The sequence below is a fragment of the Streptomyces sp. NPDC058674 genome, assembly GCF_042716505.1.
In the GTDB taxonomy this organism is placed as follows: Bacteria; Actinomycetota; Actinomycetes; order Streptomycetales; family Streptomycetaceae; genus Streptomyces.
This window is the reverse complement of the sequence record NZ_JBHXSC010000046.1, coordinates 1-24,726: the sequence shown is the minus strand read 5'-3', so window position 1 is coordinate 24,726 and position 24,726 is coordinate 1. Positions and strand designations below refer to the sequence as shown.

Annotated in this window: 24 protein-coding genes and 2 tRNA genes; 16 read left to right on the top strand and 10 right to left on the bottom strand. The window is 72.7% G+C overall.

The annotated features are described in order from the left end of the window. Positions 1-8 precede the first annotated feature (8 nt). Positions 9-764 carry an AIM24 family protein gene (locus tag ACFWU6_RS22655; protein ID WP_383797948.1) on the top strand — a complete coding sequence of 252 codons (756 nt, stop codon included), beginning with the start codon at positions 9-11 and terminating at the stop codon, positions 762-764. A gap of 63 nt (positions 765-827) precedes the next feature. Here the strand turns inward: ACFWU6_RS22655 and ACFWU6_RS22650 are convergent, their stop codons facing one another. Both ACFWU6_RS22650 and ACFWU6_RS22645 read right to left on the bottom strand, forming a co-directional pair. Then, complete coding sequence (locus ACFWU6_RS22650; RefSeq protein WP_383797946.1) at positions 828-1,367, bottom strand: NUDIX hydrolase; 540 nt, start codon at positions 1,365-1,367, stop codon at positions 828-830. After that, the gene (locus ACFWU6_RS22645; protein WP_383982752.1) at positions 1,364-2,815 is read right to left on the bottom strand and encodes a zinc-dependent metalloprotease; all 1,452 of its coding nucleotides are present in this window, start codon (positions 2,813-2,815) and stop codon (positions 1,364-1,366) included. Before ACFWU6_RS22645 ends, ACFWU6_RS22650 begins: the two co-directional genes overlap by 4 nt. 302 nt (positions 2,816-3,117) lie before the next feature. Between ACFWU6_RS22645 and ACFWU6_RS22640 the strand changes: the two genes are divergently transcribed. The 4 genes from ACFWU6_RS22640 to ACFWU6_RS22625 all read left to right on the top strand — a co-directional run bounded on the left by ACFWU6_RS22640 (position 3,118) and on the right by ACFWU6_RS22625 (position 6,362). Continuing rightward, positions 3,118-4,176, top strand: coding sequence for an SDR family oxidoreductase (locus ACFWU6_RS22640; RefSeq protein WP_383797943.1), 1,059 nt, complete (start codon positions 3,118-3,120; stop codon positions 4,174-4,176). Positions 4,177-4,325: 149 nt separating this feature from the next. Next, positions 4,326-4,787 carry a molybdenum cofactor biosynthesis protein MoaE gene (locus tag ACFWU6_RS22635; protein ID WP_383797941.1) on the top strand — a complete coding sequence of 154 codons (462 nt, stop codon included), beginning with the start codon at positions 4,326-4,328 and terminating at the stop codon, positions 4,785-4,787. 190 nt (positions 4,788-4,977) lie between these two features. Continuing rightward, entirely contained in the window at positions 4,978-5,175 is a 198-nt protein-coding gene (locus ACFWU6_RS22630; protein WP_383797939.1) for a hypothetical protein, read from the top strand. 95 nt (positions 5,176-5,270) lie between these two features. Further along, on the top strand, positions 5,271-6,362 hold the full coding sequence (locus tag ACFWU6_RS22625) for a PDZ domain-containing protein (protein ID WP_383982750.1): 1,092 nt from the start codon (positions 5,271-5,273) through the stop codon (positions 6,360-6,362). Between the two features lie 33 nt (positions 6,363-6,395). On the opposite strand, the gene ACFWU6_RS22620 is transcribed toward ACFWU6_RS22625, so the two are convergent. Next, complete coding sequence (locus ACFWU6_RS22620) at positions 6,396-6,965, bottom strand: PPA1309 family protein (RefSeq protein WP_383797935.1); 570 nt, start codon at positions 6,963-6,965, stop codon at positions 6,396-6,398. Positions 6,966-7,093: 128 nt separating this feature from the next. On the opposite strand from ACFWU6_RS22620, the gene ACFWU6_RS22615 reads away from it, so the two are divergent. The 4 genes from ACFWU6_RS22615 to ACFWU6_RS22600 all read left to right on the top strand — a co-directional run bounded on the left by ACFWU6_RS22615 (position 7,094) and on the right by ACFWU6_RS22600 (position 12,392). After that, the gene (locus ACFWU6_RS22615; RefSeq protein WP_383798222.1) at positions 7,094-9,979 is read left to right on the top strand and encodes a UPF0182 family protein; all 2,886 of its coding nucleotides are present in this window, start codon (positions 7,094-7,096) and stop codon (positions 9,977-9,979) included. An 87-nt stretch (positions 9,980-10,066) separates the two neighbouring features. Next, a tRNA-Met gene (locus ACFWU6_RS22610) sits at positions 10,067-10,140 on the top strand. Between the two features lie 229 nt (positions 10,141-10,369). Next, positions 10,370-12,226 carry a tetratricopeptide repeat protein gene (locus tag ACFWU6_RS22605; protein ID WP_383982748.1) on the top strand — a complete coding sequence of 619 codons (1,857 nt, stop codon included), beginning with the start codon at positions 10,370-10,372 and terminating at the stop codon, positions 12,224-12,226. A gap of 92 nt (positions 12,227-12,318) precedes the next feature. Beyond that, positions 12,319-12,392 (top strand) — tRNA-Met (locus tag ACFWU6_RS22600). Positions 12,393-12,536: 144 nt separating this feature from the next. On the opposite strand, the gene ACFWU6_RS22595 is transcribed toward ACFWU6_RS22600, so the two are convergent. Beyond that, on the bottom strand, positions 12,537-12,953 hold the full coding sequence (locus ACFWU6_RS22595) for a Fur family transcriptional regulator (protein WP_383797931.1): 417 nt from the start codon (positions 12,951-12,953) through the stop codon (positions 12,537-12,539). Positions 12,954-13,083: 130 nt separating this feature from the next. Here ACFWU6_RS22595 and ACFWU6_RS22590 point away from each other — a divergent pair, with 130 nt between their 5' ends. Next, on the top strand, positions 13,084-14,553 hold the full coding sequence (locus ACFWU6_RS22590; protein ID WP_383797929.1) for a catalase: 1,470 nt from the start codon (positions 13,084-13,086) through the stop codon (positions 14,551-14,553). An 80-nt stretch (positions 14,554-14,633) separates the two neighbouring features. Here the strand turns inward: ACFWU6_RS22590 and ACFWU6_RS22585 are convergent, their stop codons facing one another. Beyond that, positions 14,634-15,029, bottom strand: coding sequence for a cyclic nucleotide-binding/CBS domain-containing protein (locus ACFWU6_RS22585; RefSeq protein ID WP_383797927.1), 396 nt, complete (start codon positions 15,027-15,029; stop codon positions 14,634-14,636). A gap of 174 nt (positions 15,030-15,203) precedes the next feature. After that, a complete protein-coding gene (gene hisN, locus ACFWU6_RS22580; RefSeq protein ID WP_383797925.1) occupies positions 15,204-16,007 on the bottom strand; it encodes a histidinol-phosphatase in 804 nt (267 codons plus the stop codon). A gap of 130 nt (positions 16,008-16,137) precedes the next feature. On the opposite strand from hisN, the gene ACFWU6_RS22575 reads away from it, so the two are divergent. Beyond that, complete coding sequence (locus tag ACFWU6_RS22575) at positions 16,138-16,713, top strand: TetR/AcrR family transcriptional regulator (RefSeq protein ID WP_383797923.1); 576 nt, start codon at positions 16,138-16,140, stop codon at positions 16,711-16,713. Here ACFWU6_RS22575 and ACFWU6_RS22570 read toward each other — a convergent pair. From ACFWU6_RS22570 to ACFWU6_RS22555, 4 genes are all read right to left on the bottom strand, one after another. Next, a complete protein-coding gene (locus tag ACFWU6_RS22570) occupies positions 16,643-16,966 on the bottom strand; it encodes a DMT family transporter (RefSeq protein WP_383797921.1) in 324 nt (107 codons plus the stop codon). The two genes, ACFWU6_RS22575 and ACFWU6_RS22570, sit on opposite strands and share 71 nt — an antisense overlap. A 118-nt stretch (positions 16,967-17,084) precedes the next feature. Further along, positions 17,085-18,095: a ribosome small subunit-dependent GTPase A gene (gene rsgA, locus ACFWU6_RS22565; protein ID WP_383982746.1), complete on the bottom strand. Its 1,011-nt coding sequence runs from the start codon at positions 18,093-18,095 to the stop codon at positions 17,085-17,087. Positions 18,096-18,103: 8 nt separating this feature from the next. After that, a complete protein-coding gene (gene aroA / locus ACFWU6_RS22560) occupies positions 18,104-19,474 on the bottom strand; it encodes a 3-phosphoshikimate 1-carboxyvinyltransferase (protein WP_383797917.1) in 1,371 nt (456 codons plus the stop codon). Between the two features lie 53 nt (positions 19,475-19,527). Continuing rightward, positions 19,528-20,241 (bottom strand): M50 family metallopeptidase, encoded by a 714-nt coding sequence (locus ACFWU6_RS22555; protein WP_383797915.1) that lies wholly within the window; start codon positions 20,239-20,241, stop codon positions 19,528-19,530. Positions 20,242-20,294: 53 nt separating this feature from the next. Between ACFWU6_RS22555 and ACFWU6_RS22550 the strand changes: the two genes are divergently transcribed. From ACFWU6_RS22550 to ACFWU6_RS22530, 5 genes are all read left to right on the top strand, one after another. Next, a complete protein-coding gene (locus ACFWU6_RS22550; RefSeq protein ID WP_383982744.1) occupies positions 20,295-21,110 on the top strand; it encodes an SOS response-associated peptidase in 816 nt (271 codons plus the stop codon). Positions 21,111-21,127: 17 nt separating this feature from the next. Next, positions 21,128-21,817, top strand: a complete 690-nt coding sequence (locus ACFWU6_RS22545) for an alpha/beta family hydrolase (RefSeq protein ID WP_383982742.1) — start codon at positions 21,128-21,130, stop codon at positions 21,815-21,817. Between the two features lie 274 nt (positions 21,818-22,091). Further along, the gene (locus ACFWU6_RS22540) at positions 22,092-22,736 is read left to right on the top strand and encodes a sigma-70 family RNA polymerase sigma factor (RefSeq protein ID WP_383798219.1); all 645 of its coding nucleotides are present in this window, start codon (positions 22,092-22,094) and stop codon (positions 22,734-22,736) included. Next, positions 22,733-23,038: a mycothiol system anti-sigma-R factor gene (rsrA, locus tag ACFWU6_RS22535; RefSeq protein WP_383797909.1), complete on the top strand. Its 306-nt coding sequence runs from the start codon at positions 22,733-22,735 to the stop codon at positions 23,036-23,038. The genes ACFWU6_RS22540 and rsrA overlap by 4 nt, the downstream gene beginning before the upstream one ends. Positions 23,039-23,258: 220 nt before the next feature. Further along, positions 23,259-24,726 (top strand): HD-GYP domain-containing protein (locus ACFWU6_RS22530; protein ID WP_383982739.1); only part of this gene is annotated, 1,468 nt, incomplete at its 3' end.

Genomic DNA, 24,726 nt, shown 5'->3' with positions numbered 1-24,726 from the left:
GACACATCATGCAGAGCGCACTTTTCGCCCACACCGAGGCGCAGTCCCAGGAGCGGTACGCGGTCCAGAACCCGCAGCTGCTGCGGGTCTCGCTGACCGGCACCGACGACGTGCTCGCCCGCAAAGGCGCGATGGTGGCCTACCAGGGCATCATCGACTTCGACGGCGAGTACCAGAGCACCACCCAGCGGCGCGCGCGCGCCCGCACCGGTGAGGGCCTCGACCTCATGCGCTGCTCCGGGCAGGGCACGGTCTACCTCGCCAACCTGGCCCAGTACGTGCACGTCGTGGACGTGGAGCAGGAGGGCCTCACCGTCGACAGCAGCTACGTCCTCGCCCTCGACTCCACCCTGCACACCGAGGCCATCGCGGTGGACAGCCAGTACGGGATCTCCGGCTCGGGCAAGTACCAGCTCAACATCAGCGGCCGGGGCAAGGTCGCCCTGATGACCTCCGGCCAGCCGCTGATGATGCAGGTCACGCCCGACAAGTACGTCAACGCCGACGCGGACGCCATCGTCGCCTGGTCCACCTCGCTGCGGGTCCAGATGCAGGCCCAGACCCACTCCGCCGGAGTGTGGCGCCGCCGGGGCAACACCGGCGAGGGCTGGGAGCTCAGCTTCCTCGGCACCGGCTTCGCGCTGGTGCAGCCCAGCGAGGTGCTGCCGCCGCAGAACGCCCAGCTCGGACAGGGCGCAGCCGCCCAGTTCGGCATGGGCCAGCAGGGCGCGCACGCGCAGAACCAGAACAACGCCTGGAACTAGCCGTCAGGGCACGTCGAAGGGGCGGTCCCGCACCGCGGCACCGCCCCCTCGCCGTGCCCCGGGTCAGCGGCCGGAGCCGTCGAGCCGCGCCAGGACCGCCTCCAGCAGCAGGACCACCGAGGTGTCGGCGACCGCCGCCACCTCCTCGTACGGGAACCAGCGCAGGTCGAGCGACTCCTCGCTGATCTCCGCCACGGCGTCGGCCGGGGCCAGCGCCGCGTACTGCACGTCCAGGTGCCAGTTGCACGGCGCCGGGATCGGGTGCCGGTCCAGGCGCACCGGGCCGCCGGACAGCAGGGTCAGTCCGGCGGCGATCCCCGACTCCTCGACGGCCTCGCGCAGCGCCGCGGCGGCCAGCGAGGTGTCACCGGGCTCGCAGTGGCCGCCCATCTGGAGCCACTTGCCCAGCTTCCTGTGCAGGGTGAGCAGCACCCGCCCGCGCTCCGGGTCGATCACCAGCGCGCTGCCGGTGAGGTGGCCGGCCGTGCAGGGCTTGTAGAGCGCGTCCGGATGGGCCGCCAGGTGCTCCAGGTAGAGGTCGCGCAGGTCGGGCTGGTCCTCGTACCGCTCCAGTACGAGGACCGCGTCTTCGTGCAGGCTCACTTCTTCTCTTCGCCCTCGCCGTCGCCCCGGCCGGGCTCCTCCTCACCCTTGCCCCCGCCCCCGCCGCGCTTCTCGGCGGCCTCGCCGAGCATCTTGTCGATCTCGGAGAAGTCGAGCTGCTCGCGGTGGACGAAGCCGTCCGGGTCGTCCAGGTCGGAGGCGGTCGGCAGCATGTCCGGGTGCTCCCACAGGCCGTCCCGGCCGTCGACGCCCCGCGCGTCCGTGAGCGAGGCCCACAGCCGCGAGGCGTCCCGCAGCCGGCGCGGGCGCAGCTCCAGGCCGATCAGCGTCGCGAAGGTCTGCTCCGCCGGGCCGCCCGAGGCGCGCCGCCGGCGCATGGTCTCGCGCATGGCGTCCGCCGAGGTCAGCCGGGGCTTCGCGGCCTCGTGGACCACCGCGTCGACCCAGCCCTCGACGAGCGCGAGCGCGGTCTCCAGGCGGGCCAGGGCGGCCTTCTGCTCGGGGGTGTCCTGGGGCTGGAACATGCCGCCCGCCAGCGCTTCCTGCAGCTGCTCCGGGTTGGAGGGGTCGAGCTGGCCGACCACCTCCTCCAGCTTCGAGGTGTCGACCTTGATGCCGCGGGCGTAGCCCTCGACCGCGCCGAACAGGTGCGAGCGCAGCCACGGCACGTGGGCGAACAGCCGGGCGTGGGCCGCCTCGCGCAGCGCCAGGTACAGCCGCACCTCGTCCGAGGGCACGCCGAGGTCCTTGCCGAAGCCCTCGATGTTCAGCGGCAGCAGCGCGGCCCTGCCCGCCGGGCCCAGCGGCAGACCGATGTCGGTCGAGCCGACGACCTCGCCCGCGAGCGTGCCCACGGCCTGGCCGATCTGCTGGCCGAACATGGCCCCGCCCATGGATCGCATCATGCCGAGCAGCGGGCCCGCCATGGCCTGCATCTCCTCGGGCAGGACGCCGCCCATGGCCGCGCCGACGCGCTCGGCGACCGGGTCCACGAGCTCCTTCCACACCGGGAGGGTCGCCTCGACCCACTCGGCGCGGCTCCAGGCCACGGCCGTGTTCGCGCCCGAGGGCAGCGAGGTCACGCCGTCCAGCCAGATGTCCGCCAGGCGCACGGCCTCCTCGACCGCCGACTTCTCGGCGACGCCGACGCTCGCGTCCTTCACGCCGTCCGCGGTGCCCTGGGCGACGGTCTGGCGCGCGATGTCCTTGGCCATGTCCCAGTTCACGGGACCGCCGTCGTAGCTGAGCATCTGCCCGAGCTGCTGGAAGGCCGCGCCCAGGTCGTTCGGGTTCATCGCGCCGAACATCGCGGCGAACGGATTGTCCGCCCCGCCCGGGCCGCCGGCGCCGCCCGGCAGGCCCATGCCGGGGAACCCGAACGGATTCGCCGGGCCGCCCTGGCCGCCCTGATCGCCCTTCTTCCTGCCCTCGTCGCCGTCGTCCGGCTCCTCCGGCGGAAGGCCGAATCCGAATGGGGTGTCGCTCACGGGTTTCCTCGGCTCGTAGGGCCGCCGGCGGGAGCCGACGGGCAATGGTCCGACAACACCACCCAGCGTAGACACCCCGCCCCGCTTACGGGCTCGGTGCTCCGCCGACTCCTGGGCTGCGGCAGGATGGGACATCACCTGGTGGGTACGCGTCACGGCGCGCCCCCACTGAAGACAACCGCTGGAGACGCCCGGTGAGTTCCCCAGATCGACAGGTTCACGCAGCCGACGACGCCGAAGACCACCCCGAGCACGGCGCGGACGCCCATGACGTTCGCCGGCCGCGAAACCCGGCAGGACACGTGCGGCACAGCCCCGTGATCGCCGTCACCGGCGCCGCCTCCGGGGTCGGCGCGGCCCTGGTGAGCCGCCTGGCGGCCTCCGAGGAGGTGAAGCAGGTCGTCGCGATCGACGAACGGCGCGGGGACTGCGCGGACGCGCTGTGGCACGTGCTGGACGTGCGCGACCCGGCCATCGCCGAGAAGCTGCGGGGCGCGGACGTCGTCGTCCACCTCGCCCTGGACCTCGACCTGGAGACGGACCCGGCGGCCCGCACCGCGTACAACGTGCGCGGAACCCAGACCGTGCTGACGGCCGCCGCCGCGGCCGGCGTGCACCGGGTGGTGCTCTGCACCTCCGCCATGGTCTACGGCGCCCTGCCCGACAACGACATCCCGCTCTCGGAGGACTCCGAGCTGCGCGCCACCGCCGAGGCCACCGGCGTCGGAGACCTGCTGGAGATCGAGCGCCTCGGCCGCCGGGCCCCGCGCGCCCACCCCGGGCTCAACGTCACCGTGGTCCGCCCGGCGGTCCTGGTCGGCGGCACGGACACCGCGCTGACCCGCTACTTCGAGTCCCCCCGCCTGCTCGTGGTGGCCGGCTCCCGGCCCACCTGGCAGTTCTGTCACGTCGAGGACCTGGTCAGCGCCCTGGAGTACGCCGCCCTGGAGAAGGTCGAGGGCGAGCTGGCGGTCGGCTGCGAAGGCTGGCTGGAGCAGGAGGAGGTCGAGGAACTCAGCGGCATCCGCCGCATGGAGCTCCCCTCCGCGGTCGCGCTGGGCGCGGCGGCCCGGCTGCACCGGATCGGCCTGACCCCCTCCCCGGCGGGCGACCTGGCGTACACGATGCACCCGTGGGTGGTCAGCGTCAGCAAGCTGCACGCGGCGGGCTGGCGGCCGCGCTGGTCCAACGAGGAGGTGCTGGCGGAGCTCCTCCAGGAGGTCGCGGGCCGGCACACCGTCGTCGGGCGCCGCCTGGGCCGCAAGGACGCCGCGACGGCCGCCGGGGCGGCGGGCGCGACGGTGGCCCTGCTGGGCGCCGCGGCGGCGGTCCGCCGCGCCCGCAAGCGGCGCGGGATCTGACGTAACCGCGGCTGCCCGCGTCCGCCCCGCGGCCCGGGGCGGACACCGCCGCCACCAGGGGATTCCTGTAGGAGGCTCCCAAGGCGGGAGGCGGGCCCCGGGCGAATCGGCTATACCGCCGCGTCGGCCGCTGAGGCACGATGGGAGGCATGGCACCGCACTTCGACCACCCCGGCGAGCAGGCCGCACCGGACCCGATCCGCCTGCTCGAGATCCGTGACACCCCCCTCTCGATCGACGAGGTCTTCCGGGCCGTCGGCGACGACGAGACGGGCGGTACGACGCTCTTCGTCGGCACGGTGCGCAACCACGACGGCGGAGCGGACGTCGACTCGCTCGGCTACTCCTGCCATCCGACCGCCGAGGCCGAGATGCGCCGCGTGGCCGCACGCGTCGTGGCGAAGTACCCGGTCCGCGCCCTGGCCGCCGTGCACCGCGTGGGCGACCTCGCCGTCGGCGACCTCGCCGTCGTCGTCGCCGTGTCCTGCCCGCACCGCGGCGAGGCCTTCGAGGCCTGCCGCATGCTGATCGACGACCTCAAGCACGAGGTCCCGATCTGGAAGCACCAGACGTTCGCGGACGGCACGGAGGAGTGGGTCGGCGCCTGCTGACCCGGGCCCGGGAGCCGGCGCCGGACCGGTGCGGCGCCGGTCCAAACCCCCCGTGGCGGAGCCGTACCCGTATGGGGGTAGCCTCGCACCCGTTCGGCCGCGCAACACGCCCTCGATTTGCGTAACCCCTCTCCGGGCATGAGCGTTGAAGCCACCAACGACAAGCATTCCGGGATAAGGAGGCACGCCCATGGCGTCACTGGCGTGGTTGCTGATTCCGCTGTTCGCCGCGATCGGTGCGGCGATATGGGGCAGCTGGGCGGCACGCGACCGCACCCAGGGCGACATATCCGAACTCGCGGGTTACGCGAGATTCCGTGAAGCCATGGGCAAAGCCGACCGGGTCCCGGTGAAGGCAGAGGCGCGCTCCGGCTCGGACGCCGTCTGAGCGCCCCTGAGAATCCCCTGAGAGTTCGCTGCCGCGGCCCCCTGCGGCCCGGCCCCGGGGGCTGCCCGACAGGCCCGTCCCGTACTGTCGGATCCATGCCACGCCGCACCGCGACGATGCTCGCCTCCACCCTCGTGCTGTTCGCGCTGCTCTGCGCAGGCGTCTTCCTGAAGGTGCCGTACTCGGAGATGAGCCCGGGCCCGACGGTGAACACGCTGGGCGACGCGCGCGGCGAGCCGGTCCTGAGCATCTCGGGGCGCAAGACGTACCCGACCAGCGGGCACCTCAACATGACGACGGTCCGCGTCACGAGCGCCGACTACAACATGAATCTGCTGGAAGCCGTGTACGGGTGGCTGGCCGGCGACAACATCGTCGTGCCGCACGAGAACCTCTACCCCGACGGCAAGACGGACGAGCAGTCGACGCAGGAGAACGCCGAGGAGTTCACGCAGTCGCAGCAGAGCGCCAAGGTGGCCGCGCTGAAGGAGCTCGGCATCCCGGTCACCGCCCGCGTGATCGTCTCCTCGGTGGTCAAGGCCAGCCCCTCCGAGGGCAAGCTGCACGCCGGCGACGTGATCAAGGCCGTCGACGGCACCCCGGTCACGGAACCGGGCGACGTGGCCAAGCTCGTCACCCGGCACAAGCCCGGCGAACCGGTCGAGTTCACCCTCGTGCCCGCCGCCGAGGCGGCCGAGGCGGCGAAGGCCAACCGCGAGCCCGCCGGCTCCACGAAGGTCACGATCACCACGGGCAAGGCGGAGGGCGACGGCCACGCGATCGTCGGCATCCGGGCCGGCACCGACCACAGCTTCCCGTTCTCGATCGACATCAAGCTCAGCGACGTCGGCGGCCCGAGCGCCGGGCTGATGTTCGCCCTCGGCATCGTGGACAAGCTGACACCCGAGGACCTCACCGGCGGGAAGTTCATCGCCGGCACCGGCACCATCGACGACGCGGGCAGGGTCGGGCCGATCGGCGGCATCCAGATGAAGACCATCGGCGCGCGCCAGGCCGGAGCCCGGTACTTCCTGACGCCCGCCGAGAACTGCGCCGTCGCGGCCCACGACGTGCCCGACGGGCTCACGCTCGTGAAGGTCTCCACCATCGGCGACGCCACGGCCGCCCTGAAGAAGATCGGCAAGGGGGACACGGCCGGGCTGCCGCAGTGCGGCCCCAAGCCCTGACCGGTCCGCCCCGGCCCCGCGGGCGCCCGCCCGCTACGAGAAGGTCGCGGCCAGCGCCTCGGCCAGGCCGGGCACCAGGCCCCCGCCGGTGAGGACCTCGGTCGAGGAGTCCTTCTCCCGCAGCCGCACGGCCGACTCGCGCGAGCCGTCGCGCAGCACCGCCACGGTGAGGCGGACCTCCTGCCGCTCCGGGTGCCCGGCGACCCACCGGGACAGCTGCTTGTCGTTCAGCCCCTCCGGAACGGCGGACTCCGCGGAGGGCGGCAGCATCAGCCGCTCCACCGTGAGCGCGCAGCCGACGACCGCGTCGGGCCAGGCGATGGTGCCCAGGAACGTGTCGAGCGGAGTCCCGGCCGGGACCTCGTCCTGCTCGATCGGGGTGAGGGAGGACTTGCCGGCGTCGTCCTGGTCGAGACCGAGCTGGCTCGCGAGGCGCGGCTCCTGCTTCTTGAGCCGGCCGGTGTCGACCAGTGCGAACAGCCGGGCCGGCTTGTCCCAGCCGAGGCCGGCCGCGTACTCGTCGATCTCGAGGCAGGCACGGGTGAGCGGGCTGGCCGCCATGGGAGTGCCGGGGGAAGGCGAAAGGTTGGACATGGACAACATCCTGCCTCCTTTCCACCCGATACCGGGAACTGACCAAAGCCTCAGTAAGTTGCATGAGTGGGCTCTACGATCGGGGGCCCGTTCATTACCAGACAGCGACTTTCGAGGTGCGCACCTTGGCTTTCCAGATGCCGGACCGCGGCGGAGGCCCTTCGGGGCCACGGATGAGAGTCGGCCGCCCGTCCCGGCGAGCCCGCACTCTCCTCATGACCCTGGGCGTACTGGCCGTCCTGGCGATGCTCTTCATCATGTTCGCCGGGTTCTGGACGGACTGGCTCTGGTTCCGTTCCGTGAAGTACTCGACGGTCTTCACCACCACGCTGTGGACCAAGATCGGCCTGTTCGCCGTCTTCGGCCTGCTGATGGCCGGCGCCGTCGGGTTCAACATCTGGCTGGCCCACCGGCTGCGGCCCCCGCTCAGCGCGATGTCGATGGAGCAGCAGAGCCTCGACCGCTACCGGATGAGCGTCGCCCCGTACAAGAAGTGGCTGCTCCTGGGCATCTCCGTGCTCGTCGGCCTGATCGCGGGCGCCTCGGCGGCGGGCCAGTGGAAGACCTGGCTGATGTTCGTGAACGGCGTGCCCTTCGGCCAGAAGGACACCCAGTTCAATCTGGACGTCTCCTTCTACACCTTCAACCTGCCCTGGTACCGCTTCATGCTCGGCTTCGGCTTCGCCGCCGTCGTGCTGTCGGTGATCGCCGCCGTCGTCGTGCACTACCTGTACGGCGGACTGCGCGTGACCAGCCCCGGAGCGCGGGCCACCGGCGCGGCGACCGGGCACCTGTCGGTGCTGCTCGGCCTCTTCGTCTCGCTGAAGGCGGTCGCGTACTGGCTCGACCGGTACGGCCTCGCCGTGAAGTCCAGCGACTTCAAGGCGGCCGACAACTGGACCGGTCTGCGCTACGTCGACGCGAACGCGTACCTGCCGGCGAAGACGATCCTCGTCGCCATCGCCGCGATCTGCGCCGTGCTGTTCTTCGCGACGCTGTGGCGCCGCACCTGGCAGCTGCCGGTGATCGGCTTCGGCCTGATGGTCCTCTCGGCGATCCTGATCGGCGGGCTCTACCCGGCGATCGTGCAGAAGTTCCAGGTCCAGCCGAACGAGCAGGCCAAGGAGTCCCCGTACGTCCAGAAGAACATCAAGGCGACGCGCGACGCCTACGGCATCGCCGACTCCGAGGTGAAGGACTACGCGGGCGTCCCGGCCGCGGGGACGGACAAGGCCGAGCTGCGCCAGGCGGCCGACACGACCGCCAGCGTGCGCCTGCTCGACCCGAACATCGTCTCGCCGGCGTTTCAGCAGCTCCAGCAGGTCAAGGGCTACTACGCCTTCCCGTCCACGCTCGCCGTGGACCGCTACAGCGGCCAGGACACGGTCATCGGTCTGCGCGAGCTGAACATCGGCGGCATCCCGAAGAACAACTGGATCAACGACCACTTCAAGTACACGCACGGCTACGGCGTGGTCGCGGCCAAGGGCACCACCGTCGGTGACCAGGGCGCCCCCGACTTCACCCAGTCCGACCTGCCCTCCAAGGGCATGTTCGGCACGGACTTCGAGCAGCGCATCTACTACGGCGAGCAGACGAGGCAGTACTCGATCGTCGGCGGGCCGCAGAAGGAGCTCGACTACTCGGACGACAAGGGTGAGAAGGAGACCAGCTACAAGGGCAACTCCGGAGTCAGCCTCGACAACCCGATCAACCGGGCGGCGTACGCGCTCAGCTTCAGCGAGCCGCAGATCCTCTACTCCGGGGCCATCGGCGACGGCTCGCGCATCCTGTACAACCGCACGCCCAAGGAGCGCGTCGAGGCCGTCGCCCCCTGGCTGACCATCGACGGCGCCCCGTACCCGGCGGTCGTCGACGGCAAGGTCAAGTGGATCGTCGACGCCTACACGACGACCAACGGCTACCCCTACGCCTCGCGGACCACGCTGGGCCAGAGCACCGCGGACTCGCTGACCAACAGCCAGCGCGCGGTGGTGGCGCAGGAGAACCAGGTCAACTACATCCGCAACTCGGTGAAGGCCACCGTCGACGCGTACGACGGCACGGTCGACCTGTACCAGTGGGACACCAAGGACCCGGTGCTGAAGACCTGGATGAAGGCGTTCCCGGGGACGGTGAAGCCCAAGAGCGAGATCTCCAAGCCGCTCATGGACCACCTGCGCTACCCCCAGGACCTCTTCAAGGTCCAGCGCGAGCTGCTGACCCGCTACCACGTCACCGACCCGCAGACCTTCCTCAGCGGCAGTGAGGCCTGGGCCGTCCCGGACGACCCGACCACCAAGGCCGGTACGGCGGTCCCGCCGTACTACCTGTCGATGAAGATGCCGGGCCAGAAGGAGAAGGACCAGGTCTTCTCGCTCACGACGACCTTCACGCCCAACGAGCGGGACAACCTGAGCGCCTTCATGGCGGTCAACGCCGATCCGGGCACACCGGACTACGGCAAGATCAGCGTGCTGAAGCTGCCGACCAGCAAGCCGGTCGACGGGCCCAAGCAGGTCCAGAGCAAGTTCCAGTCCGAACCGAAGATCGCCGAGTCCATCCGCCTGCTGCGCGGCGGCGACTCGGAGGTCGAGTACGGGAACCTGCTCACGGTCCCGCTCGACGGGGGAATGCTCTACGTCGAGCCGGTGTACGTGCGCAGTTCGGGGCTGAAGTACCCGCTGCTGCGCAAGGTACTGGTGACCTACGGCGGCCAGACGGCCTTCGAGGACACCCTGGAGAAGGCGCTGAACGTGGTGTTCGGGGCCGAGGCGCCGACCACGCCCGTCCCGCCGACGACGCAGCCCCCGGGCGAGGGCACCACCACGCCGCCCACCACCCAGAACCCGACGGTCAAGGCGGCGCTGGGCGACGCCCAGAAGGCCATCGAGGACGCCGAGAAGGCGCGGACGGCGGGTGACTGGGCGGCCTTCGGCAAGGCCCAGGAGGAGATCAAGGCGGCGCTGAAGCGGGCGATCGACGCCGAGGCGAAGCAGGCCGCACCGCAGCCGGGAGGCTGACCCGGACGGTCCGGCCGGGCGGCATCCCGCCCGGCCGGACCGTCGGTACGGAGCCGTCCCGCGCCCGTGATACTGTGGTTTCACCGACGCGGGGTGGAGCAGCTCGGTAGCTCGCTGGGCTCATAACCCAGAGGTCGCAGGTTCAAATCCTGTCCCCGCTACTGAAGACGAAGGCCCGGATCCATGGGATCCGGGCCTTCGTCGTGCCCGGGGCCGACGGTGCTGACGAGCAGACAGGGCCGACGGGGGCGGACACGCGGGTAGCTGAGACGGGTGAGTTGGGGGCGGACCGTGTTTGACTTGGCTATCTGTGGGCATGTCGACAAAACGCTGTAGTGACCTCACGGGCTGCGACATACCAGGTGTGCGCGGGTAGCAGGTGGTGCGACGATGGGATTTATGGGGGAGAGGTCAACTCTGCTGGAGACAGGGCGGTTTGTGAGAGCGGAGGCCGAGCCGGGTACGGGAGCCGGCGTGACGGCTCCCGCTGTCAACGCGCAGACCGCCCCGACCGATGCGGATTTCGCGGAGGAGATGTTCGCCGAGACCGACACGGCGAGCGACGCCGAGCTCGAAGCCAGGCACCGGGTGGCCGCCGACAAGGGCGACCCCGGCGCCATGAGCGTGCTCGGCGCCCTCCTGCTGCGCCGGGGCGACCTGGACGCCGCCGAGCCCTACCTGCGCGGTGCCACCGCGGAAGGGGACCGCGCCGCCGCCAACAACCTCGGAGTGCTGCTGCACCAGCGCGGCTACCCGGACGAGGCCGCCGGCTGGTGGCGGGTGGCCGCCGTGGCCGGCTCCGCGCCGGCCGCGCACGCCCTCGGCCGCCACTTCCGCGAGCGCGGGGACGAGCCCGCCGCCGAGTACTGGCTGCGCCAGGCGGCGGAATCCGGCCACGCCCTGGGCGCGTACGGCCTGGCCGACCTGCTGGAGCACCGCGGGGACCGGGGCGTGGAGCGCTGGTTCCGGGCCGCCGCCGAGCAGGGGCACCGCGAGGCCGCCTACCGGCTCGCCCGGCACCTGCGCAAGGGCGACCCCGCCGAGGCCGAGCAGTGGTACCGGCAGGCCGCCGCGCGCGGACACCGTCGCGCCGCACTGCACCTGGGGGCGCTGCTGGAGGCCCGCGGTGAGCTCAAGGAGGCCGGACGCTGGTACCTGACCTCGGCCAAGCAGGGGGAGGCCCGCGCGGCGTGCGCGCTCGGCTTCCTGCTGCGCGACGCCGGGGACGAGGACAGCGCGGCCGCGTGGTGGCACCGGGCCGCCCAGGACGGCGACGGCAACGCCGCCAACGCCCTGGGCGCGCTGCACGCCGCCCGCGGGGAGACCCAGACGGCGGAGCGCTGGTACCGGTCCGCCATGGACGCGGGCGACCAGAACGGGGCGTACAACCTCGCTCTGCTGTGCGCCGCGCAGGAGCGGACCGCGCAGGCCGAGCAGTGGTACCGGCGTGCGGCCTACGCCGGCCACCGGGAGGCGGCCAACGCGCTGGCCATCCTGCTGTTGCAGGGCGGGGACGCGGAAGGCGCCGAGCCGTGGTTCTCCAAGGCCGCCGAGGCGGGGAGCGTGGACGCCGCCTTCAACCTCGGCATCCTCTTCGCCAGCCGGGACGAGGACCGCACGGCGCTGAAGTGGTACGAGCGGGCCGCGTCCGCGGGGCACACCGACGCGGCGCTCCAGGTCGGCATCGCGCTGGTGCGCGACGGCGAGGAGCGGGCCGCCGAGCGCCACCTGCGGTGCGCCGCGGGCGGCGGGAGCGCGGAGGCGGCCTTCCGGCTGGCCTCCCTGCTGGAGTCGCTGGCCCCGCCGCCGGAGCCGGTGGCGCTGGGCGAGTCGGCGGGCGCGGCCGAGCGGACCGAGAGCGAGGAGTGGTACGAGCGGGCCGCGGAGCTGGGGCACCGCCGGGCCCAGGTGCGGGTCGGCATGCTGGCCGCCGCCCGCGGTGATCTGGCGGTCGCCGCGCGGTGGTACCGGGAGGCGGCCGAGGCGGGCTCCCGCAACGGGGCGTTCAACCTCGGCCTGCTGCTGGCGCGCGAGGGCGACGAGCCCGAGGCGGCCCTGTGGTGGACCCGCGCGGCGGTCGCGGGGCACGGCCGGGCCGCGCTGCGGCTGGGCCTGCTGGCGGCGCGCCACGGCGACCTCGCCGAGGGCCAGAAGTGGTGCGTCCGCGCCATGGAGCTCGGCCCGGCCGAGGTCTCGGAGCGGGCGGCCCGCCTGCGGGAGGCGCTGGCCGAGGAGCTCTCGGCCTGACCCGCCGCCGGGCCGGGCCGCTCCGCCGCAGGTCCGGCCCGTTAACCGATTTGCATCTGCCGTCCGCGCCCCCGTACAGTGAGGTTTACCGACGCGGGGTGGAGCAGCTCGGTAGCTCGCTGGGCTCATAACCCAGAGGTCGCAGGTTCAAATCCTGTCCCCGCTACTGAAGGCCCGAGGCCCGGATCCCATGGATCCGGGCCTCGAGTCGTTTCCGGCCGCGTTGGCGACCGCGAACCAGGCGGCCCGGTCCGACGGGGAAGGGCCCGGAGCGCATCGCTCCGGGCCCTCCGTCGGGTGCCGCCGCGGGTCAGGCGCCCGCGCAGTTCGGGCAGACGCCGCGGTACGTCACCTCGACCGCCGACACCACGAAGCCGAAGCGCTCGGTGTCCGGCAGGTCGGCCAGCGGGTTGCCCGCCGGGTGGACGTCGCGGATCGCGCCGCACCGGGCGCAGACCAGGTGCTGGTGCGGTCGGTGGGCGTTCGGGTCGTACCGCTTGGCGCGGCGGTCCGTGGACACCTCCAGGACCTCGCCGAGCGTGACGAGCTCGCCCAGGGTGTTGTAGACGGTGGCGCGGGAGATCTCGGGCAGTTTCGCCACGGCGCGCGCGTGCACCTCGTCGGCCGTCAGGTGGACGTGGTCACCGTCGAGCACCTCGGCCACGACGCGCCGCTGGGCGGTCATGCGCCAGCCGCGGCCGCGAAGTCGTTCCAGCAGGTCACTCATGGAAGTCAGCCTAACAGCGTGGGGACTGGGTGTAAGTCCCGAAGCGGTGTGGAATTGGATGCTTGCTTGACTTAGACAAAGTCCATTGTAGGATCGGTTACGGCACAGGCCGAGGACAGGACATGCAGGAATGACGCAGGAGGCGCACGTGACGCAGGGACCGCTCACCACGGAGGCCGGAGCCCCGGTCGCGGACAACCAGAACAGCGAGACCGCGGGCGTCGGCGGCCCCGTACTGGTGCAGGACCAGCTGCTGCTGGAGAAGCTCGCGCACTTCAACCGCGAGCGCATCCCGGAGCGCGTGGTCCACGCCCGCGGCGCCGGCGCCTACGGCACCTTCACCCTGACCCGCGACGTCTCGCAGTGGACCCGGGCCGCGTTCCTGTCCGAGGTCGGCAAGGAGACCGAGACCTTCCTGCGCTTCTCCACCGTCGCGGGCAGCCTCGGCTCCGCCGACGCGGTGCGCGACCCCCGCGGCTGGGCGCTGAAGTTCTACACCGAGGAGGGCAACTACGACCTCGTCGGCAACAACACCCCGGTGTTCTTCATCAAGGACGCCGTGAAGTTCCCGGACTTCATCCACACCCAGAAGCGCGACCCGTACACGGGCTCGCAGGAGGCGGACAACGTCTGGGACTTCTGGGGTCTGTCGCCCGAGTCCACCCACCAGGTGACCTGGCTGTTCGGCGACCGCGGCATCCCGGCGTCCTACCGCCACATGAACGGATTCGGCTCGCACACGTTCCAGTGGAACAACGAGGCCGGCGAGGTCTTCTGGGTCAAGTACCACTTCAAGACCGACCAGGGCATCAAGAACCTCACCCAGGCCGAGGCCAACCGGCTCGCCGGCGAGGACCCCGACTCGCACCAGCGCGACCTGCGCGAGGCCATCGAGCGCGGCGACTTCCCGTCCTGGACCGTGCAGGTCCAGATCATGCCGGCGGCCGAGGCGGCCGAGTACCGCTTCAACCCGTTCGACCTCACCAAGGTGTGGCCGCACGCGGACTACCCGCCGATCGAGATCGGCAAGCTGGAGCTCAACCGCAACCCGGAGAACGTCTTCGCCGAGGTCGAGCAGTCGATCTTCTCCCCGGCGCACTTCGTCCCCGGCATCGGCCCGTCCCCGGACAAGATGCTCCAGGGCCGCCTCTTCGGCTACGGCGACGCCCACCGCTACCGCGTCGGCGTCAACGCCGACCACCTGCCGGTCAACCGCCCGCACGCCACCGAGGCGCGCACCCACTCCCGCGACGGCCACCTGTACGACGGCCGCCACAAGGGGGCGAAGAACTACGAGCCGAACAGCTTCGGCGGCCCCCACCAGACGGACCGCCCGCTGTGGCAGCCGGTCGCGCTGACGGGCGGCACGGGCAACCACGCCGCGCCGGTCCACCGCGAGGACAACGACTTCGTCCAGGCGGGCAACCTCTACCGCCTGTACTCGGAGGACGAGAAGTCCCGTCTGGTGGAGAACCTGGCCGGCTTCATCGCCAAGGTCTCCCGTGACGACATCGTCGAGCGGGCGGTCAACAACTTCCGCCAGGCGGACGGCGACTTCGGCAAGCGGCTCGACGCCGCGGTCCAGGCCCTCCGCGGCTGACGCACCGCCTGCCGTTGCGCGAAGACGGGCCGGCCCCCTCGGGGGAGCCGGCCCGTCGGCGTACCGCGGCGCCTCCCGCGCTACGCGGGCACGGCGCTGCGCCGGGCCGGGACCCAGCAGCGGATCACGTCGCGTACGGAGACGATGCCCACGGGTCCGCCGTGCTCCAGCACGATCAGGTGCCGGAAGCCGCCGTTGGCCATGGCCTCGGCGGCCTCCTGCACGGTGGCGTCCGGAGTGCAGAAGACGACGTTGTTGGTGGTGTGCGCGCCCACGGACTCGCGGTCGGGATCGTGTCCCGCGCCGATCGAGTTGAGGATGTCGCGCTCGGTCAGGATGCCGATCCCGCTGTGCTCGGGGTCGAGGACGACGGCGGCGCCGACGCGCCGGCCGGACATCAGGCAGGCCGCCTGACGCAGGGTGTGCGCGGGTCCGAGGGTAAGGATCACGGTGCTCATTGCGTCGCGGACGAGCATGAAGGGAGCCACCTCCTGGGGTGAGTCCGCCCGCTTGGGGTGGGTGCGCTTGAGAAGCGATTCACAAAGGCACAAGCGGGTGGATCCTCAGATTCCCACGGACTCGGAGGGTCAGCAAGGAGGCGTGGAGGGCCCGTTGGGCGCGAGCCCCCGCGCCGGAGCCCGGAGCGGGGATCAGGCGCGCGGGCGCAACAGCTCCAGCATCTCCTCGTGCAGCAGCCCGTTGGAGGCGGCGGCGTTCCCGCCGTGGACCCCCTCCACCCCGTCCAGGCCGGTGAAGCGGCCGCCCGCCTCCTCGACCACGACCGCCAGGGCCGCCATGTCCCACAGGCTCAACTCCGGCTCGGCGCACAGGTCCAGCGAGCCCTCGGCGACCATCATGTACGGCCAGAAGTCGCCGTAGCCGCGGGTGCGCCAGCACGCCCGCGACAGGTCCAGGAATCCCGCGAGGCGGCCCTGCTCCTCCCAGCCGCCCAGCGAGGAGTATCCGAACGAGGCGTCCCCCAGCCCGGCCACCTTGGAGACGCCGAGCGCGGTCGTCGCGCCGAGCGCTCCGCCCGCGAAGGCGCCGCCGCCCCGGCGGGCCCACCAGCGGCGGCCCAGCGCCGGCGCGGACACCACACCGACCACCGGACGGAAGACGCCGTCGGCGCCCTCGGTCATCAGGGAGATCAGGGTGGCCCACACGGGGACCCCGCGCACGTAGTTCTTCGTCCCGTCGATCGGGTCCACGACCCAGCGGCGGGGGCCGCTGCCGTCCAGCCCGTACTCCTCGCCCAGGACGGCGTCGTCGGGGCGCGCGGCCGCGATCCCGGCCCGGATGATCTCCTCGGCGGCCTTGTCCGCCTCGCTCACCGGGGTCATGTCCGGCTTCGTCTCCACCACCAGGTCGAGGGCACGGAACCGCTCCATCGTGGCGGCGTCCGCCGCGTCGGCGAGTTCGAGGGCAAGGCGCAGGTCATCGTCATACTCGGACATGGCCGAACAGTATCGCGGCCGGCCCCGGGCCCGGGAGGCGGCCTTGACAGGATCTGGCGCCCCGTCAACTCTGGCGGTGAGGGTCCGCCGGGAAAGCCCGGCGGGACGGCCCAGTGGGCAGGAGTCGACGATGCCGGCAGCCCGGGAGTCCCTGCTCGACGCGGCCCAAGCGGCGCTCTCGGCCCACCCCTGGCCCGCCGTCCGGATGGTCGAGGTGGCCGCCGCGGCCGGGGTGTCCCGGCAGACCCTCTACAACGAGTTCGGCGGCAAGGCGGGCCTGGGCCGCGCCCTGGTCCGGCGCGCGGCCGACCACTACCTCGACGGGGTGGACCTGGCCCTGGCGACTCCGGCCGCGGACGCCGAGCGGCTGGCCGCCGTCGCGGAGTGGACCGTACGGGCGGCCCGCGCCCGTCCCCTCGTACGGGCCCTGCTCACCGGCGCCTGGGACGCGGAGCTGCCCGCGGCCGGGCGGGCCCCCGGCCCCGGCGAGCTGGCCCGCGCGGTGCGCGACCGGGCGGCCGGGGCGCTGGCCCCGGGGCAGGACGCCCGGCGCTGCGAGCTCGTCGTCCGGCTCGCGCTCTCCTACGTGGTGGCCCCCGGACAGGAGCCGGGAGCGGGGGAGCTGCTCCGGCTGATCAGTGCGCCGACCCCGACAGCTGGAGCCCGATCACGCCCAGGATCACCAGCGAGATCGAGACGAGCTTGAGGGCGGAGACCAGGTCGCCGAGGAAGACCATGCCGTAGATCGCCGTCCCGGCGGCGCCGATCCCCGTCCACACCGCGTACGCCGGGCCCACGTCCAGCTTCTTGAGCGCCAGCGTCAGCAGGCCGAAGCTGCCGAGGGCGAAGCACGCGAACGCGATGGTCGGCCACAGCCGGGTGAAACCGTGGGACAGCTTGAGGCAGACCGCGAAACCGGTCTCCAGGAATCCCGCGACCACGACCAGCAGCCACGCCATGTCGCATGCCTCCCCGCGTCACGTGACACGGTCGGGGCCGGATTCGGGCCTGAGCCAGCGCGCCACTAGGTGCGGTGATGCATTTACCAGACACGGTGGTCGCCAAACGTCGCACGCGTCAGTCGCCTTCGCGGCGCTCCCGCGTCTCCAGCAGCCGCCGCAGGGAATACAGCCGCGCCTGGTCCGCGTGGCCGTCTTCCACCCACGTGTCGAGCGCGCAGTCCGGCTCGTCGTGGCTGCAGGCTCGCGGGCACTGATCCGTGCCGCCCACCAGGTCGGGGAAGGCCAGGATCACCCGGGACGGGTCCACGTGGTGCAGGCCGAAGGAGCGCACGCCCGGGGTGTCGATGACCCAGCCGTCGCCCGAGGGCAGCGGCAGGGCCAGCGCCGAGGTGGTGGTGTGCCGGCCGCGGCCGGTCACCGCGTTGACGTGGCCGACGGCGCGCTGGCGGCCCTCGGCGACCAGCGAGTTCACCAGGGTGGTCTTCCCGACGCCCGAGTGGCCGACGAAGGCCGTGATCCGGCCGTTCAGGCGCTCGCGCACCCGGTCGGCGGCGTCGCCCGCTGCCAGCTCCTCGCGGTTGGTCACCACGTAGTTCACGCCGAGCGTCGAGTAGATCTCCAGGATCTTGTCCGCCGCGGTCAGGTCCGACTTGGTGAGCACCAGCAGGGGCTCCAGCCCGGCGTCGTACGCCGCGACCAGGCACCGGTCGATCATCCGGGGCCTGGGCTCCGGATCGGCCAGCGCCGTGACGATCGCCAGCTGGTCGGCATTGGCGACGACCACCCGCTCGTACGGGTCGTCGTCGTCGGCGGTGCGCCGCAGGACGGACCGGCGCTCCTCGATGCGCACGATCCGGGCCAGGGTGTCCTTCCTGCCGGACAGGTCGCCGACGATCCACACCCGGTCGCCGACCACCGCGGCCTTGCGGCCCAGCTCGCGGGCCTTCATCGCGTGCACCGTACGGTCCTCGACCAGGCAGGTCAGCCTGCCCCGGTCCACGGTGAGGACGAAGCCCTCGCTCGCGTCCTCGTGCTTGGGCCGGATGGTGGTCCGGGGCCGGTTGCCCTTGCGGTTCGGGCGCGACCGGATGTCGTCCTCGTCGGTGTTCTTGCCGTACCTGCGCATGACCGGCCCTACGCTCCCGCACCCGCTCGGGGCCCGGGGGAGCCGGAGCCCCCGGCGAGCATCTCCGCCCACATCGCCGGGAAGTCCGGCAGGGTCTTCGCGGTCGTCGCCACGTTCTCGACGAGCACGTCCCCGACCAGCAGGCCGATCACCGCGCCCGCGGTGGCCATCCGGTGGTCGTCGTACGTGTGGAAGGTGCCCCCGTGCAGCGGGCGCGGCCGGATGTGCAGCCCGTCCGCGGTCTCGGTGACGTCGCCGCCGAGCGCGTTGATCTCCCGGGTGAGCGCGGCCAGCCGGTCCGTCTCGTGCAGCCGCAGGTGGGCCACCCCGCGCAGCACCGACTCGGAGTCGGCCAGCGCGGCGACCGCCGCGATCCCCGGGGTGAGCTCGCCGACCTCGCTCAGGTCCACGTCGATGCCGTGGATCTTGCCCGTGCCGGTGAAGACCAGGCCGTCGTCGGTCAGCTCGCAGGAGCCGCCCATGTCGGTGAAGATCCGGCGCAGCGCGTCGCCGGGCTGGGTGGTGCGGCGGGGCCAGTCAGGGACGGTGACCGTGCCGCCGGTGAGGAGGGCGGCCGCCAGGAAGGGCTGGGCGTTGGACAGGTCCGGCTCCACGACCATGTCGCGGCCCAGCAGCGCGCCGGGGGAGACCCGCCACACGTCCTTCTCGCCGCCCGCCTCGGGGGTGTCCACCTGGGCGCCCGCCGCGCGCAGCATCTCCACGGTCATCCGGATGTGCGGCATCGACGGCAGGGCGGTGCCCACGTGCCGCACCTCGACGCCCTGGTTGAAGCGCGGGGCGGAGAGCAGCAGCGCGGAGACGAACTGCGAGGAGTTGCTGGCGTCGATCTCGACGACGCCGCCCTCCAGGGCCCCGCCGCCCTGGACGGTCAGCGGCAGCGCCCCCCGGCCGTCGTCGTCGATGCGGGCGCCCAGGGAGCGCAGCGCGGTGATGACCTGGCCGAGCGGGCGCTCGTAGGAGCGCGGGTCGCCGTCGAAGCGGATGTCGCCCGCGGCGAGGGTGGCGACGGGCGGCAGGAAGCGCATGACCGTGCCCGCGTTGCCGACGTCGACGGTGGCCGGGCCGTGCAGGGCCGCCGGGATGATCCGCCAGGCCTCGCCGCTCTCGCCCTCGCCGGCGGAGCTGGAGGAGACCGTCTCCTCGATGCCCACGCCCATGGCGCGCAGGGCGTCGGCCATCAGCCGGGAGTCGCGCGAGCGCAGCGGGCGGCGCACCCATCCGGGCTCGGAGGCCAGGGAGGCGAGCACCAGGGCCCGGTTGGTGACCGATTTGGACCCGGGCACCGTGATGGTGGCGTGGACGGCCGCGTCGGCGAGCGGAGCGGGCCAGAGGGCGTGGAGCGCGGGGGTCTCGGTCATGGCCACCACTTTAGTGGCTCATCCCGCGACCAGATCTTGATCGCTGTCCCGTCTCAGAGGCCGAGAAGCCAGCGCCCGCCGCCGACGAGCGAGCAGAGGGCGACCACGTGGAAGAGGATCAGCCACACCACCGGGTGGACGTGCGTGAGCCGCCCCAGCTGGTCCGCGTCGGAATCCGGGGCACCGCCGTGGCGCCGCTTGGCCTGGAGCTCGAAGACCGGCCGGACCCCGCCGAGCAGCAGGAACCACACCACCCCGTACGCGAACACGGCCTGCACGTCGGCCGGCGTCAGCCAGGACACCAGCAGGAAGGCCCCGCCGGTCAGCACCACGGTGAGGGCCCCGTACGCGTTGCGGATCATCACCAGCATGAGCAGCAGCAGGGCCGTCGCCGCCCACAGCAGCAGCGTCGTCCGGTGCGCGGACAGCAGTGCGGCCCCGCCGAGCCCGAGCAGCGAGGGGGCCGTGTAGCCGGCGGCGGCCGTGAGGATCATCCCGAGCCCGGTCGGCCGCCCCCGGCTGACGGTGACCCCGCTGGTGTCGGAGTGGAGCCGTATCCCGTCGAGGCGGCGCCCGGTCAGCAGCGCCAGCAGGCCGTGCCCGCCCTCGTGCGCGATGGTGATCGCGTTGCGCGAGAGCCGCCACAGCGGGCGCGGGCCCACGGCGGCCAGGGCGACCAGCGCGGTCGCGATCACCAGCCACCGGTCGGGCGGGGCCTGTATACCCGTGAGCCGGTCCCACAGGCCGGCCGTCGTGCTGCTGTCCATGAAGTGGCGGACTCCTTGCGGTGGTGGTCGGGTGCCATGGCAGTGTGGCAGCCATGTGCGGACGGTATGCGGCGAGTCGTGGACCCGGGGAACTGGCGGAGGCCTTCGGCGTCGAGAGGTGGGATCCGCAGGAGGCCCCGGCGCCCGACTGGAACGTGGCGCCGACCAAAGAGGTCCTCGTCGTCCTCGACCGTCCCGTGAAGGACGCTCCCGACCCCCGTCCGGTTCGCCAGCTGCGCGTCCTGACGTGGGGGCTCGTGCCCTCCTGGGCCGAGGACCCCGACGGCGCGGCCCGGATGATCAACGCCCGGGCGGAGACCCTGCACGAGAAGCCGTCCTTCCGCCGGGCCTTCGCGCAGCGCCGCTGCATCGTCCCGGCCGACGGCTACTACGAGTGGGTCACCGCCCACGACGAGCGGCAGCTGGAGGTCGAGGGGCGCAGGAAGCGGGCGCGCAAGCAGCCGTACTTCGTGCTCCCCGCCGACGGCTCCGTCCTCGCGATGGCCGGGATATACGAGTTCTGGCGGGACCCGGGCCTGCCCGCCGAGCACCCCCGGGCCTGGTGGGCCACCTGCTCGGTGATCACCACCGAGGCCGAGACCGGCCCGCTGGGCGCGGCCCCGGCCGAGGGGCCGGCCTCGCTCGCCGACATCCACCCGCGGATGCCGCTCGTGCTGCCCCCCGACCGGTGGGACGCCTGGCTGGACCCGGCCCGCACCGACGCGGACGAGCTGCGCGGCCTGCTGGCGCCGCCCCCCGGCGGCCTGATGCGGGCCTACCCGGTGGCCACCGCCGTGAGCAACGTACGGAACAACGGGCCGGAGCTGTTGGCCGAGCTGGCCGCGCCGGAGGAGGCGACCCTCTTCTGACCCGGCATGATCGGCGCATGACCACGCGTATCGAGAGCGTCGACACCCCGCCGGGCGAAGCCCGCGTCACGTGGCACACCGCCCGCTCCGCCCGGCTCGTCCTCGCCCTGGGCCACGGGGCCGGCGGCGGCATCGAGGCCCGCGACCTCCGGGCGCTGGCCGCGGCCCTGCCCGCCCGCGGGATCACGGTGGCCCTCGTCGAGCAGCCCTGGCGGGTCGCCGGGAAGAAGGTCGCCGCCGCTCCCAGGGTGCTGGACGAGGGCTGGCGCGGGCTCTGGCCGGCGCTGGCGGCGCCGGGCCTGCCGGTCGTCGCCGGCGGGCGCAGCGCCGGTGCGCGGGTGGCCTGCCGGACCGCGGCCCCGCTGGGCGCGGCCGCGGTGCTGGCGCTGGCGTTCCCGCTGCACCCGCCGGGACGGCCGGAGAGGTCCCGCGCCGAGGAGCTGCTCGGCGCGGGACGGCCCACCCTGGTGGTCCAAGGCGGCCGGGACGCTTTCGGGCGCCCGCAGGAGTTCCCGGCGCCGGGCGCCGGCGGCGGGTACGAGCTCGTCGAGGTGCCCGACGGCGACCACGGCTTCGCGGTGCCCAAGCGGGCGCCCGTCACCCAGGAGGAGTCCCTCGGGGTGATCACGGACGCCGTGGGGGAGTGGCTGGAGCGGCTCGCCGCCCGGCCCGGCCCCGGCGCTCCGGGGGGCCCGCCCCGGAGGTGACCGGCCCCGCGCCGCGGAAGGCCGCCGCCCGCCCGGGAATGCGCCGTACGGCCCTTCTGTTGTCCCGGATGTCGGAACGTAGGAAAACGTGTCGGAGGAGAGGGAGCGCATGACCCAGGTCATCAGCCAGAACCGTCCGCAGGGCGCTGACCTGGACTGGACGGTGCTGCCCGGGCCCAAGCGCGGCTCACTTCGGGCGGCGGACGGCCGGGATGGTCGACTATTCTCCGATTCGAGCGGATCCGCTTTCGGAGCCGCCACGCTGTCGGAGGAGGTGGGTCCTGTCGCTGGGACCGACGAAGGCCACGCGGAGGAGACGACCCCGGAGCGCAACGCGCGCTTCGAGCGGGACGCCCTCGGCTACCTCGACCAGATGTACTCGGCCGCGCTGCGCATGACGCGCAACCCGGCCGACGCCGAGGACCTGGTCCAGGAGACGTACGCGAAGGCATACGCGTCGTTCCACCAGTTCCGCGAGGGCACCAACCTCAAGGCCTGGCTCTACCGCATCCTGACCAACACGTTCATCAACTCCTACCGCAAGAAGCAGCGCGAACCCCAGCGCAGCGCCGCGGAGGAGATCGAGGACTGGCAGCTCGCGCGCGCCGAGTCGCACATGTCGACCGGACTGCGCTCGGCCGAGTCGCAGGCGCTGGACCACCTGCCCGATTCGGACGTCAAGGAAGCCCTCCAGGCCATTCCGGAGGAATTCCGCATCGCGGTCTATCTCGCCGACGTAGAGGGCTTTGCGTACAAGGAGATCGCGGACATCATGGGTACACCCATCGGTACGGTCATGTCGCGGCTGCACCGTGGCCGCCGTCAACTCCGCGGAATGCTGGAGGACTATGCCCGCGAGCGCGGGCTGGTTCCCGCGGGCGCGGCAGAGTCGAACGACCGGAAAGGCTCGGGCTCATGAGTTGCGGAGAGCCGCACGAGACGGAGTGCTCTGAGGTCCTGGACCACCTTTACGAGTTCCTCGACCACGAAATGCCCGACAGCGACTGCACGAAGTTCGAGACGCACTTCGGCGAGTGCAACCCCTGTCTGGAGAAGTACGGCCTGGAGCAGGCCGTGAAGAAGCTGGTCAAGCGCTGCTGCGGGTCGGACGACGTGCCCAGCGACCTGCGGTCGAAGGTCATGGGCCGGATCGAGCTGATCCGCTCGGGCCAGGCCGTGCCGGACCACGACGTCACCGCCGACGATCCGGCCCCGGGCTGACCGGCGCCGCCGACCGGTCCGCCGGTACGGCCACCGCTCCCGCGGTGTGAACAACCGCCCCCGGAAAGGCACTTCGTTCACTCGAAGGTGCTAATCCGGGGGTGTCCGCCCGGGGCAATGCCGCATTCCCGCCCCCGGCGATCGGGGCCCGCCTATTCTCCCCATTCGGTACCGGTTCCATTCGGTACCCGATGTGCACCGCACAGGGGAGGAGAGCGCCATGCGGGTACTTCCGCCGATGGCGCGCGGGTACATCCTCTGCGCCGTCGTCGCGGCCGGCGCGTGCGTCACCCCGGCCCTCACCGGCGGCCGGACGCCCTGGGCGGCCGTGGCCCTGCTGTCCCTGCTCCACCTCGGCTGCGAACTGGTCAAGGTCTGCCCGCTGCTGGGCCGCCGGGTGCCCGAGGGCATCGGGACCTTCCTCCCCGTGCTGCTCGCCGCCGTGTTCCTGCTGCCGCCGTCCGCCGCCGCGCTCGTCGCCCTGCCCGGGGGGCTCGCCGGAACCGTCGCCCAGCGCCCCGCCCGGGTGCGCAGGGTGTGGCACGGCGCCCGGCAGGCACTGGCGTCCTGGGCCGCCGGACAGGCGTACGGGCTGCTGCGCGGTCCGGCCGCCCTCGGTCCGCCGGGCAGCGGGCCCCAGGGCCCCGTACCACCCGGCTGGGTGGCCGACTTCCCCTACCTGCTGCTCCCCGCCGCGGCCGCCGCCGTCGCCTTCTGCCTGGTGCTCACCGCACTCGACGGGGGCGTCCTGGCCACCGCGGAACGCCGCCCGGCCGCCGCGGCCTGGCGCGGACTGCTCGCCCGCTCCCTGGCCCCGCACTGCGTGCACGGCCTGGCGGGCCTGATGATGGCCGTCATGTGGCGCAGCCCGTACGGGCTCCCGGCCGCGCTCCTGGTGCTGCTCCCGATGTACATCTCCTGCTGGGTCTTCGCCCAGTACCACCGCGAGCGGGCCGCCCACCGGGCCACCATCCGCGCGCTCGTGCAGGCCGTCGACATCAAGGACCGCTACACCCGCGGCCACAGCGAACGCGTCGGCCAGGCCTCCGCGATGATCGCCCGTGAGCTGGGCATGGCCGACGACCGCCTCGAAGTCGTCCGCATCGCCGGAATCCTGCACGACGTCGGCAAACTCGGCGTCCCCACCCGGCTGTTGCGCAAGGACGGGCCGCTCACCCCGCAGGAGCGCCGGATCATCGAACTGCACCCCGAGTACGGGCACGAGATGGTGCGCGGCATCGGCTTCCTGGGGGAGGCGCGGGCCGCGATCCTGCACCACCACGAGCGGATCGACGGCTCGGGCTACCCCTACGGGCTGACCGGCGAGCAGATCCCGGTACTGGCCCGGGTGGTGGCGGTGGCCGACGCCTTCGACGCGATGACCTCCACCCGCTCCTACAGCCGGGCCCGCCCGGTGCCGACCGCCCTGGCGGAGCTGGAGCGCTGCGCGGGGGTGCAGTTCGACCCGGCGATGGTGCTGGCCCTGACCGAGGCCGTCGCACGGCACGGCTGGCACCCCGTGGTGACCTCCGACGAGGACCTCCAGGTGATCCCGGCCGCTCCCGGTCCGGCCGACGGCGGGACCGGTCTGGCGGGCCTCCCGGCCCAGGGCCGTGAGGGGGCCCCGTCGGAGGAGGGGCCCCGAGTCGTCTCCCAGCTGTGTCTTATACACATATACGAGCCCACCA